Raw genomic sequence first — 11,310 nt, 5'->3', positions numbered from 1 at the left:
AACGGAACCGCGCAAGTCCGCGCAAGCCCGGTTCGTTCTTGTCTCGCCTCGCAGCCGGCCCGTGCATATCAGATTCTCGTCAGAACTGGCCGGGGGGCAGCTTGAAGATGTCGGGGCTCTTGGCGTCGGCCACGTAGAACAGCAGCAGGCTGGTCGGCGTCAGCACACGCTGGTTGTTCTCCTTGTTTTCGAACGTGCCCTGGAGCAGCAGGATCACCGAGCGGTCCTTGGCGTCGCTGCCGCGGAACATCACGATGCCGCCGGCGACGGGCATGTTGACCGCGATGGAATCGGGCTTGAAGCCTTCCCCCATGAAATGGGCGCGCAGGATGTTGGCGTTGGAGAACAGCTTCTCCGGCGTCATCGCCGTATCGGTCCCCTTCGACCAGACGGCGCCGATCTGGATCAGCGACTTCGACTTGTAGCCGAACACGTAGGAGAGCTCGGCGGCCCCGCCGCTCGGCAGCAGGTCCGGAACGGACAGCAGGATGCTGTGCGTCAGCTCGGACGCGTTGTCCTGCGCCTTGATGGTGTCGGGCTTGACGTTGAAATCCTTCGTCATCGCCGCGCGCACATCGGCCTCGTTCATGCCAAACTTGGCGGAGCGGAAGCCGTCAATCGCTTTCGACTTGTCCTCCGCTCCCGGTGCCTCGGCCGACGGTGCCCCGGCGGCGACGGGCGTGCCGGCTGCAGCGGGAGCACCGGTGGCAGCGGCTCTGGGTGCCGGTGCAGCCTTCTGCTTCGGCACGGCGCCCTGGGCCGCGAGCGGCCCGGCTGCAACGGAAGTGAACAGGCCGACGACGGCCGGAATGAGATAGATTTTGCGCATCGAAAACCTTCGAAACAACTTGAAACAACGCTTCAAAAATCGGCAGCTGCGAAATCGGCTTCCCCGAGCCGTCGTCGCAACCGAGACGGAAATGCTGCAACGCCACAAGGCGTTACAAGGCGCCACGGAGGAGACAAGACTCGAAACAGCGACTCTCTGGCAGCGTAGGAATACGGTATCGGGCTGCCAAACGCTGCGAATGAGCATTCATAAGCGCATTTTTTCATCAATTGTGGACACCGGCCGTTCGCGCTAAGCATCCGAACTGGGGCAAGCCATCATGCAAAGAATTCCATGACCGAACGGCGTTCCGCTTTCGCGGTCGATCGCCGCGGCTTCATTCGCCTTGTGGGCGCAACCACCGCAGGATGGATCACGCTCGGCGCAACGTCGGATCGCATGCGCATCGTGGCCTCACTGACGGCATTGCCCCTTGACGACGAGCTGACCAGACGGAGCATGATCGACAGCGCGACCTCCCGCCTTGGCGGTCTCGTCGTCGGCTTGAGGCAGCGCGGCTGGGTCGAAGGTGTCAACTTCCGCCTCGAGCTTCGCTCGACCTTCGGCGCACCGGACAGGCTGAAGGCGGCGATTCAGGAACTGCTCGACCTCAAGCCGGACGTGATCCTGACGGGATCGACGATCGAAACCGCAGCCGTCCTCGCAGCCACCAAGACCATCCCGATCGTTTTCGCCACGGCCAACGATCCCGTCGGCAACGGTTTCGTCGCAAGCCTCGCCCATCCCGGCGGCAACGTCACCGGTTTCACCAACAGCACCGCCGAGATGGGCGGCAAATGGCTTCAGCTGATCCGCGAGGCCGTGCCTGACGTCGCGCGTGTCGGCATCCTGTTCAACCCCGCGACCACGCCGCGCGGCGGGCGTTTCTTCCTCGAATCGATCGAGCAGGAGGCCGCGGCATGCGGCGTGTCCGCGATCCCCGCCCCCGTCGACGCGCCTGCGGAGATCGACGAGGCCATCAGGCGCATTTCCGAACCGCCCAAGGCGGCGATGGTCGCACTGGTCGATAGCTTCCTCGTGGTCAACCGCAAGGCGGTCGTCGCGGCAGCCGACAAATATCGCGTGCCCACGATCTACCCGTTCCATTATTTCATGGATGCGGGCGGGTTGATGAGCTACGGGCCGACGCTGGAGGTGCGCTCGGCCGACTACGTCGATCTCATCCTGCGCGGCACCAAGGCGGGTGATCTTCCGGTGCAATCGCCGCGGAAATACGAGCTGCTGATCAACCGCACCGTCGCCCGCACGCTGGGATTGACCCTGCCATTCACCCTGCTCGCGCGTGCCGACGAGATCCGCGAGTGAACGAGACGGTCGACCAGGGAGCTTTGCGGACGCCTCCCGGCCGGCTGTTCCGCAAATATCTCTACTCGATCGTCGCCCTCGCCTTTGCCGCGCTCGCCATCAACACCGGCTTCGACGTCTGGTTCTCCTATCGCGAGCAGAAGCAGCTTCTGGCGGCAACCCAGCGCGAGCAGGCAGCGTCCGCGGCGATTCAGATCGGCCATTTCGTCGGCCAGATCGAAAACCAGATCAGATGGCTCTCGCGTCTGCCGCCGGAGCTGTCGACCAACGAGGACGAGCGCCTGAACGCGATCCGTCTCCTGCGCCTCTCGCCGGCGATCGCGGAAATCGCCGAGCTGGACTCGCGAGGGCTTGAGCAGGTGCGCGTGTCGCGCCGTGTCGCCGACAGGGTCGGCAGCAAGGCCGACCTCTCCGCCTCGCCCGCCTTTCGCGGCGCGAATGAAAGCCGGGCCTATTACGGGCCGGTCTATTTCTTCGGCGATACCGAGCCGTACATGACGCTTGCCACGCGCGGCACCGGCCGCAATCCCGATGTGATCGTCGCCGAGGTCAATCTGCGCTTCATCTGGGACCTCGTCACCGGGATCAGGGTCGGCAATACCGGCAAGGCCTATGTGGTCGATCGCATGGGGGTCTTGATCGCGCATCCCGATTTGTGGCGGGCACTTCAGCGTAGCGACCTCTCCGGCCATGCGGACGTCCGCGCCGCGCTCGATGGCGTGGGGCCGGCTTCAGGCGGATTGGTCAAGGAGGATCTGACCGGTCAACGCGTGCTCTCGACCTATGCGACGGTCCCTTCGCTCGGCTGGCTGGTGTTCGTCGAGCTGCCGCTCACCGAAGCCTATGCGCCGATTTACGCATCGATCGGCCGTTCGACCTTTCTCCTCGTCGTCCTGCTGGCCGGTGCGGTGCTGGTGTCTCTCTTTCTCAGCCGGCGCATGGCGGGGCCGATCCAGCTCCTGACGCAGGGCGCGCGGCGGATCGGGAGCGGGGATCTCGGCTTGCGGCTCGCGATCAAGTCCGGCGACGAGCTGGAAGCCCTCGGCGACCAGTTCAACCGCATGGCCGCGCACCTGCGCGACTCCTACGCCACGCTCGAGCGCAAGGTGGTCGAGCGCACCTCCGAGCTGGAGAAAGCGCGCGATCACGCCCTTGCCGAGCACGATGCCGCCGAGCGCGCGCGGAGCGCGGCGGTGGCGGCCAATGAGACGAAATCGCGCTTCCTCGCCGTCGTCAGCCACGAGCTGCGCACACCGCTGAACGGCGTGATGGGCGTGCTGCAATTGCTCGACGACGGCAGCATCAGTGAAGCGCAGCGGCGCCACCTCGCGACCGCTGCGGCGTCGGGCGAAACGCTGATCGCACTGGTCGATGCCGTCCTGGAATATGCCCGCCTGGAGGCCAGCACCGAGACTCTGGAGCCGCGCAATTTCCGCCTCGACCAGCTCATCGACGCGGCCGCCGAACTGATGCGTCCCCAGGCCTTCGGCAAGGGACTGACCTTCGACCTCGCCTGCGATGCGTCGGTCCATACCTCGGTGCATGGCGATCCGGTCAGGCTCAATCGCATCCTGCTCAATCTGATCGGCAATGCCATCAAATTCACGCCGTCAGGCGGGATCACCGTGAACGCGGCCGCCGAGCGACACGACGATCGTATATTGCTGCGCATCACCGTTCGCGACACCGGCATCGGCATCGCTCCCGACATGCACGAGCGGATCTTCGAGGATTTCGTGCAGGCCGACGACAGCATCGCGCGACGCTTCGGCGGCACCGGCCTCGGCCTCGCGATCGCGCGGCGCCTCGCCCGCCTGATGCGCGGGGAGCTGACGGTTGCGAGCACGCCGGGCGCGGGCAGCACGTTCACGCTTCAAGTGCCGCTCGGCCTCGCCGCGAGCGGCGTCGCGCAGGGCGAGCTTCCGATCCCGTCGCGGCAGCTCCGCGTGCTCTTGGTCGACGACGATCCCGTCAATTGCGAAGTCGGCGAGGCGATCCTGAAGAGGCTCGGCCATCTCCCCACCATCGCCAGGAACGGCGCGTCTGCCGTCGCACTTGCCCGCGACCAGGCGTTCGACGTCATCCTGATGGATCTGCACATGCCCGACATGGACGGCGTGGAGGCGGCCTCGCGGATCGGCAAGCTCGGTCTGCCGAAGATGCCGCGCATCATCGCCGTGACGGCGGACGTGTCGTCCATCGCGCGCGAGCGGCTCGCCGGCGCCGGCATCGCCAAGGTCGTGAGCAAACCGATCCTGATCAACGCGCTGCGCGAGGCGATCGAGGAGGATTCCCAAGACCCGGCAGCGGCACAACTTACCGCAGGTGCATTGATCGACCTGCACTTTCTCGATGACCAGAAGGAGCTGCTGGGCGCGGCGCAAATCGCAAAACTTCGTCACCTGCTGGAGGAGACCAGCGACAAGTTGATCGCGGACATCAGCAAGGCGGCAGAGATTGGCGATCACGCGCAGCTCACACGATCCGCCCATCAGCTCGGCAGCGCGGCGAGCGCGCTCGGCCTCGCGCACCTGTTCGAGCGCTGCCGAGAGATCGAAGAGGCCGCGCCCACGCTGTCCGCGCCCGAATGCGAGAGCGCCGCCCGCAAGCTCGCCGCGCTTCAGAAGGCCTCGATAAGCGCGCTGGACGAACTGCTCAGGCCCGTCGAGCAGCGTTCGGAGTGACCATGCACGAAATAGAACTCGATGCCAGCAGTTGGAAAACCGCTCAGGATTTTCGGCAAGCGCTCAAGACTGCAATAGGAGCGCCGGAATGGCATGGCGACATTGTGGGCGCATTTCTGGACTCGATTTTTGGAGATGGGATGAACGCCCTCAAACCTCCCTATGTGATCAAAGTCGTGAACACGTCCAATTTGGCGCCCGATGTGAAGGAGCTGGTCCACGATTTTTCATCTGCGATTGCAGGGACACGCGCGCGTCGGCTTGCGCGCATTGGTGAGGATGTTGCGGTTCGGCTCGAGATCGAAAACTAGGAGGATGTGCGATAGACTCCCCAACTAGCCATTGCAAACCCAGCCGCGCGTCCAGTGTGTGGTCTGTCATGGTGCTGACCTCAACGGGACTGCCATCGCGCCGGGGATTGCGTCCCGTTCGCCCACCTACATGTTTCGGCAGCTCTATGACTTCAAATCGGGCGCGCGGAAGGGCGCCAATAGCGAACTCATGAAACTGGTTGTCGAGAATCTCAGCATCGACGACATGATCGCGCTGGTAGCCTATTCAGCGTCACTCAAGCACTAACCCGGCCGGCAATGTGCCGCCGGCCGGGCCAACACGCCACACAAGGGATCAACTTCCTTCGTGCGGGACCTGTGAACATTGCGCTGTCATGAGCCGGAAGTTTTGACGACGAGCTTTATGTTCAGCATGTTGACGCCCTTGAATGGGTTCGGCGCGCTTTCGATTGTCCCCGTACCCGTGGCGTTCGCATAGGCCCCTGTGCCCGACAGGATCGTGTATTCGCCCGTCGATTTGCCGTCTTTCGCCGAACCGGTGTAGCGCGCCGTAATCGAACCTTCCTCGAACGTGTAAGTGCTATAGCCGAAGAAGGGGCCCGACCCTTTGAGCAAGTCCGAAGTATTGACGAACTCTTTCACTCCGATACGACCATCGTTGAAGACGGCGACCCCAAAGAATTTGCCAGACACAACCGTCTGCCCTTCGACGTTTGCGGCCTCTATTACCTTGAGGTCGATCGGCTTCGTGACCAGCTTGAACTCAAGCACGCGCTCACCGGCTACAGCGGTTGACGCCGCGACGGCCAATGCCACGCCAGAAAGGAAAAAGGTGAGAGACTTCCGCATAGGTTCCTCCTGCGCTTGTTGAAATCAAGTCGAGAAGTGCCGGCGAGCTGCACATCATGCCCCGGCTCTTCGCGGCGGCACGAAAGGCAGCCCTCGGCAACGCCCCGGTAGCGACTGAAGCTCGCTGTAGCCTAAGGCGCGAAGTCGGGACGCAAGTATGAGTCCCAAGCGATGGGAAGAAAGTTCAGGTTCCGTTACGGTATAATAGTGTCCAGCCACCTGCACTGGACTCTCGGTGGGTCGCCTACTAAGCAAGTCTTGGTCATCTTGATCAGATGGGCGTGCCCGCCTCCTCCTCGCGACCAAAACGCTCGACGAGGAAATCGATGAACAGCCGCACTTTCACCGACAAATGCCGCGTCGGCGGATAGACCGCGTAGAGCGCGAGCGGCGGCGCAGAATAGTCGCCCAGCACCGTTCGCAACCGGCCCTTCTTCAACGCATCGGCAGCAATGAACTGGGGCAGCAGCGCCAGCCCCCTGCCCTTGATCGCGACGTCGCGCAGCACTTCGGCATTGTTGACGCAGAGCGACCAGGCCGGCTGGATCCAGTGATCGCCATCAATGCCGGTCAGCTTCCATTGGTTGCCGGTGAGCAGGAAGCCGTAGGTGAGCGAGGCGTGCTCGCGCAGATCCTGCGGATGCCTAGGCGTGCCGTGACGCGCGAGGTAATCCGGCGAAGCGCAGATCATGCGCGGTATCGGCATGATTTTTCGCGCGATCAAGCTCGACGATTCCAATTCCGCGATCCGCAAGGTCACGTCGAAGCCGTCTTGGACCGGATCGAGCAGATCGTCGCTGAGCACGATCTGGAGCTGAAGCTCGCCATAGCGCGCCATGAAATCGGCCAGCACGGGCCCGAGCCGCATGGTGCCGAACGACATCGGCGCGTTGACGCGGAGCAGCCCCCGCGGCGCCGACTGGGCCTGCGTCACCGCCTGGTCGGCCGCCTCGACTTCCGAGAGGATGACGAGCGCGCGTTCGAAATAGCGCTGGCCGTTCTCGGTCGGGCTGGCATGCCGCGTAGTCCGGTTCAGCAGCTGGACGCCGAGACTCTCCTCGAGGTCGGCGATGTATTTGCTGATCGCCGAGCGCGACAGCCGCAACTGCCGACCTGCCTCGGCAAAGCTGCCGCTTTCGACCACCTTCACGAAGGCCCGCAGACTGCCGAGCTTATCCAAGGGCCCGCCCTGGCGATTGTTTCCAAATCGTAGACATAGCGGTCATATTTGCATGGATTGTCTCCAATCCAAAGCGGAACAATATTTCCCACCAGAGCAAGACGCTCCCCGAGCTTTGGAGGACGACAATGTCTGGACTGCACCACGTGACCGCGATCGCCGGCGACCCCATCCGCAATTTCGGCTTCTACACGAGGGATCTCGGCCTGCGCTTCGTCAAGAAGACGGTCAATTTCGACGATCCCGGCACCTATCACTTCTACTACGGCGATGAGACCGGCCGCCCCGGCACCATCCTGACCTTTTTCCCGTGGGCGGGCGTTTCGGCCGGGCGTCGCGGCGTCGGCGAGACCCACCAGACCGCTTTCCGCGTGCCGCAGCGCTCGCTCGGTTACTGGACCCAGCGCTTCACCGAAAAGGGCATTGCCTACGAGGCGCTGGAGAAGCGCTTCGGCGAATCCGTGCTGCCGTTCACCGATCCTGACGGCATGGCGCTCGCGCTGGTCGGCATATCAGGTGCCGAGAGCGAGCCCGGCTGGAGCAATGGCGAGGTGCCGGCCGAGCATGCGATCCGCGGCTTCCACGGCGTGACCTTGCTGCTCGACAGCGCGGCGAAGACGGCTGCCGTCCTCACCGACGTGTTCGGCTTCAAGGAGACCGGACGCGAAGGCTCGGTGATCCGCTTCAAGACACCTGGCGACGTCGAGGGTAGCGTGGTCGACATCTACGAGGCCAAGGGCTTCCTGCGTGGCCATCAGGGCGGCGGCTCGGTGCATCACATCGCCTTCCGCGCGGCTGACGATGCCGAGCAGGGCCGGATGGCGCAAAAGCTCGTGAGCAATCACGGCCTGCATCCGACCGAGCAGCGGGACCGCAACTACTTCCGCTCGATCTATTTCCGCGAACCCGGCGGCGTGCTGTTCGAGATCGCGACCGACATCCCCGGCTTCGCCGTAGACGAGCCCGTCGCGACCCTGGGACGTGACCTCAAGCTGCCTGTTTTCCTCGAGCAACACCGCAAGCAGATCGAGGGCGTTCTGCCGAATTTGGAAGAGACCGCGTCATGACCGAGAGTGCTTTCATCCATCGCTTCGAGCCCGCGACCCGCGCAGGCTCCCCTCCGCTCCTGCTGCTGCACGGCACCGGCGGTGACGAGACCGACCTGCTAGGGCTCGGCAAACTGATCTCATCAGGCTCCGCCCTGCTCTCGCCGCGCGGCCGCGTGCTCGAGCACGGCATGCCGCGCTTCTTCCGGCGTCTCGCCGAAGGCGTGTTCGACGAGGAGGACGTGCGCCGGCGCGCGCACGAACTCGGCGACTTCATCGCGGATGCGCGAGAGCAATACGGCATCACCGCACCGGTTGCGGTCGGCTTCTCCAACGGCGCCAACATCGCCGCCGCGTTGTTGCTGCTGAAGCCGGATGTGCTTGCAGGCGCGATCCTGCTGCGCGCCATGGTGCCGCTGTCGGATCCGCCAACAGTCGATCTTGCGGGCAAGCCGGTCCTGCTGTTGTCCGGACAAGACGATCCAATCGTGCCGGCCGGCAATTCGGCACGGCTCGCGGCACTGCTGTCGCAGGCTGGCGCGAATGTGAGCCACAGGATCCTACCGGCGGGCCACCAATTGTCGCAAGCCGACGTGACGTTGGCCCGCGACTGGATCGGCAACGTCGACGCCGAGGCAGCATGACCGAACAGCGGCGCATCGTTTCCGAACGGTGCGCCGCCTGTCAATCGAACCAGCCGCGCCGCTTGAACCAGATCAGCGGCAGCACACCGCTGGCGATGATCGCGAGCCAGGCCAGCGGATAGCCGAAGCTCCAGTCGAGCTCGGGCATGTGCTTGAAGTTCATGCCCCAGATGCCGACCAGGATGGTCGGCGGCACGCCCACGACGGACACGATCGTCAAAATCTTGAACAGCTCGTTCTGCTGGATGTTGATGAACCCGAGCACCGCGTCGAGCAGCAGCTGGATCTTGTCGGACAGTCGCGTCTCGTAATCGCTGAGCGAAACCACGTCCTTCGACACGGCCTCCAGGCGCTTCTTCGACGCAGCCGTGATCCATTCACTGCCGACATCGCCCGCGAACGACGCAACGCGGCCAACGCCGAGTAAGACGTCGCGCGCCTTGGCGAGGCGATCGGCCAGCTCGCCGATGTTCTCCAGCGCCTCGCGCATCCTGCGGCTGGAGCGGACCGGCCGTTGCGTGCGGACGAGGCCACCCCTGAAGACGCCGCGGGAGAGCCTGTCGACCTTCGCGCCGAGATGCTCCAGGACATCGGCGCCACGGTCGATCATGGCTTCGAGCACGCTGGTGAACACGCACATGCCGTTCTCCAGGCTGTCGTCGGAGCCGATCCGCTTGCCGATATCGTCGAAGATCGGCAGCTCTGCAAAGCGCACCGTGACCAGCACATGCGGGTCGATGACGAATCCCACCGGCGTGATCTCCGCCTCGTTGTCCTCGTCGAGCCGGACCGCCGGCGAGCTGAGATAGAGCGTGCCGTGGTCGAGGATGAGGCGGCTAGACGCTTCGATCTCGCTGAGGGATTCTTCCGAGGGGATGCGGATGCCGAGCAGTCGTTCTACGAACTGCTTCTCCTCGTCAGTCGCGTTCAGGAGATCGGCCCAGATGATCTCCGAGGGCATTTCCGCACCGATACTCTGCCAGTCGTCGGACGGCCACCTGTAAAGCTTGAGCAAGAACCGAACTCCGTGGCCGCATCGTCATGCCGGACGGTGCATCCGGCCGTCATCTGACGTGCTAACGCATCAGGGTTCCAAACGTTCAATGTCTTGCGACGGGCTGCGTTGAGCTTCGAGCGAAATTCGCTTCCAACGAGCTCTCCGCTTCTCGACATGCCGCTACACCGCGCAAGCTGAACCGGCGGGCAACGAGCGCGATCACTCGATCACCTTGTCGGCACGGGCGAGCAACGTCGGGGGCAGCTCGATTCCCATAGCGCGAGCGGTATGGAGATTGATGTTGAGTGCGAATTTTGTGGGACGTTCGAACGGCAGATCACCTGGCTTTGCGCCTTTCAAGACGCGATCAAGCTGCAAGATCAATTGCCGACCAGCTTCGGCAAGATCAGGCCCGAAAGCCAACAGGCCGCCGCTTTCGGCCCAATCGGACGAAGGAAAGATTGCAGGCTTGTTGCTCGAGCCGATCAACTTGACAATCTCGGCCTTGTGACGCGAGAGCACGACATCCGGCGGAATCATCAAGGCGTCGAACCTGCTGAGGACGTCCGGGCGCAGTGCGTTTGCAAGATCGGCCGTATCGGCAATCTTGATGATCTCGACATCAAAGTCCAGCTTGCGGCCGGTTTCCTGAACCGCACCGAGGCTCAGATTGCCACCGCCGGTAATGGCTGCGATAGCGGCCAGACGGACCGCGCGCGGCGCAACTTCGCGCAGCAATTCGACGAGCTTTACGTTCGTTTCCTCTGCGAAAATCGCAATTCCCGTGACGTTATGGCCGGGACGAGCGAGACTTTCCGCCAGACCCGATGCGACAGGGTCAACCCCGACAATGGCAACAATGGGGATAGTCTGCGTCGCTCTGTATGCCGCTATCGCCGCGGGAAAGCTCTGCGCGAGGATGGCGTCGATGCCGCCTTCCCGCGCAACTGCCTTGGCAAGATCTGGAAGAAGATCAACTTGTCCTGCGGCGCTTCGAATATCCAACCGAATATTGCGACCTTCGATATAACCCAGGTCCTGCAAATTCCTCCGAAGGCCGACCAGCTCCGACGGATCAACCGGCGACAGCAGTACAACATGAGCTGATCTGGCCGGAGTTTGACCGGTTGCAGTGAGTGGCCATGCTGCGGCGGCACCAAGTGCCGTGATGAACTCGCGCCGCTTCATGTCGGTCCCCAGGGCTCGGGAGCACATCGTAGAGGTTCCGCGCAGTCAGGCAAATCGTCTGGAAGGCCGTGGCTCAAATTGCTCGAACGCGGGCGGTCGAGGCAAGCGTGGCTCGGCGTCCGGTCTACCACCGACCGCCCCATTACGCTGGCTTAAGCAATCGTCGGCTTAGGGTCGATTCCGTTGAAAAAGGCTGCAGCAATCCGATGTATTGGCGCCAGCGTGGATGCGAGCGAACGGCTGTATCAGCCTTTTATGCGGGCCTGATGGTTTG

General features: G+C 63.4%; 10 protein-coding genes. 5 read left to right on the top strand and 5 right to left on the bottom strand.

The window, feature by feature from the left end; genetic code table 11:
* Window positions 1–79: 79 nt before the first annotated feature.
* Window positions 80–829, bottom strand: coding sequence for a hypothetical protein (locus tag IVA81_RS02445; protein WP_247311713.1), 750 nt, complete (start codon window positions 827–829; stop codon window positions 80–82).
* A 294-nt stretch (window positions 830–1,123) separates the two neighbouring features.
* On the opposite strand from IVA81_RS02445, the gene IVA81_RS02440 reads away from it, so the two are divergent.
* The 3 genes from IVA81_RS02440 to IVA81_RS02430 are packed head-to-tail and all read left to right on the top strand — an operon-like array spanning window position 1,124 to window position 5,150.
* Complete coding sequence (locus IVA81_RS02440) at window positions 1,124–2,155, top strand: ABC transporter substrate-binding protein (RefSeq protein ID WP_247311711.1); 1,032 nt, start codon at window positions 1,124–1,126, stop codon at window positions 2,153–2,155.
* Complete coding sequence (locus IVA81_RS02435) at window positions 2,152–4,839, top strand: hybrid sensor histidine kinase/response regulator (RefSeq protein ID WP_247311708.1); 2,688 nt, start codon at window positions 2,152–2,154, stop codon at window positions 4,837–4,839. Before IVA81_RS02440 ends, IVA81_RS02435 begins: the two co-directional genes overlap by 4 nt.
* Complete coding sequence (locus IVA81_RS02430; RefSeq protein WP_247311705.1) at window positions 4,836–5,150, top strand: hypothetical protein; 315 nt, start codon at window positions 4,836–4,838, stop codon at window positions 5,148–5,150. Before IVA81_RS02435 ends, IVA81_RS02430 begins: the two co-directional genes overlap by 4 nt.
* A gap of 354 nt (window positions 5,151–5,504) precedes the next feature.
* Here the strand turns inward: IVA81_RS02430 and IVA81_RS02425 are convergent, their stop codons facing one another.
* Window positions 5,505–5,981 (bottom strand): hypothetical protein, encoded by a 477-nt coding sequence (locus IVA81_RS02425; RefSeq protein ID WP_247311702.1) that lies wholly within the window; start codon window positions 5,979–5,981, stop codon window positions 5,505–5,507.
* A gap of 271 nt (window positions 5,982–6,252) precedes the next feature.
* Window positions 6,253–7,161 carry a LysR family transcriptional regulator gene (locus tag IVA81_RS02420; protein ID WP_247311699.1) on the bottom strand — a complete coding sequence of 303 codons (909 nt, stop codon included), beginning with the start codon at window positions 7,159–7,161 and terminating at the stop codon, window positions 6,253–6,255.
* 128 nt (window positions 7,162–7,289) lie between these two features.
* Here IVA81_RS02420 and IVA81_RS02415 point away from each other — a divergent pair, with 128 nt between their 5' ends.
* A complete protein-coding gene (locus tag IVA81_RS02415; RefSeq protein WP_247311696.1) occupies window positions 7,290–8,228 on the top strand; it encodes a ring-cleaving dioxygenase in 939 nt (312 codons plus the stop codon).
* Window positions 8,225–8,851: an alpha/beta hydrolase gene (locus IVA81_RS02410; protein WP_247311694.1), complete on the top strand. Its 627-nt coding sequence runs from the start codon at window positions 8,225–8,227 to the stop codon at window positions 8,849–8,851. Before IVA81_RS02415 ends, IVA81_RS02410 begins: the two co-directional genes overlap by 4 nt.
* Before the next feature lie 40 nt (window positions 8,852–8,891).
* On the opposite strand, the gene IVA81_RS02405 is transcribed toward IVA81_RS02410, so the two are convergent.
* Window positions 8,892–9,866: a magnesium transporter CorA family protein gene (locus tag IVA81_RS02405; RefSeq protein WP_247311691.1), complete on the bottom strand. Its 975-nt coding sequence runs from the start codon at window positions 9,864–9,866 to the stop codon at window positions 8,892–8,894.
* A gap of 201 nt (window positions 9,867–10,067) precedes the next feature.
* The gene (locus tag IVA81_RS02400; RefSeq protein ID WP_247311688.1) at window positions 10,068–11,036 is read right to left on the bottom strand and encodes an ABC transporter substrate-binding protein; all 969 of its coding nucleotides are present in this window, start codon (window positions 11,034–11,036) and stop codon (window positions 10,068–10,070) included.
* Window positions 11,037–11,310: the final 274 nt, after the last annotated feature.

Source organism: Bradyrhizobium sp. 141 (assembly GCF_023074055.1).
In the GTDB taxonomy this organism is placed as follows: domain Bacteria; phylum Pseudomonadota; class Alphaproteobacteria; order Rhizobiales; family Xanthobacteraceae; genus Bradyrhizobium.
Note: the sequence above shows the minus strand (reverse complement) of the source record. Positions and strands in the feature narration are given on the sequence as shown.

Excerpts from the sequence above, each read along its gene's own strand:
- IVA81_RS02400 (WP_247311688.1), bottom strand. The coding sequence starts at position 11,036 with ATGAAGCGGCGCGAGTTCATCACGGCACTTGGTGCCGCCGCAGCATGG.
- IVA81_RS02445 (WP_247311713.1), bottom strand. The coding sequence starts at position 829 with ATGCGCAAAATCTATCTCATTCCGGCCGTCGTCGGCCTGTTCACTTCC.
- IVA81_RS02425 (WP_247311702.1), bottom strand. The coding sequence starts at position 5,981 with ATGCGGAAGTCTCTCACCTTTTTCCTTTCTGGCGTGGCATTGGCCGTC.
- IVA81_RS02415 (WP_247311696.1), top strand. The coding sequence starts at position 7,290 with ATGTCTGGACTGCACCACGTGACCGCGATCGCCGGCGACCCCATCCGC.
- IVA81_RS02440 (WP_247311711.1), top strand. The coding sequence starts at position 1,124 with ATGACCGAACGGCGTTCCGCTTTCGCGGTCGATCGCCGCGGCTTCATT.
- IVA81_RS02410 (WP_247311694.1), top strand. The coding sequence starts at position 8,225 with ATGACCGAGAGTGCTTTCATCCATCGCTTCGAGCCCGCGACCCGCGCA.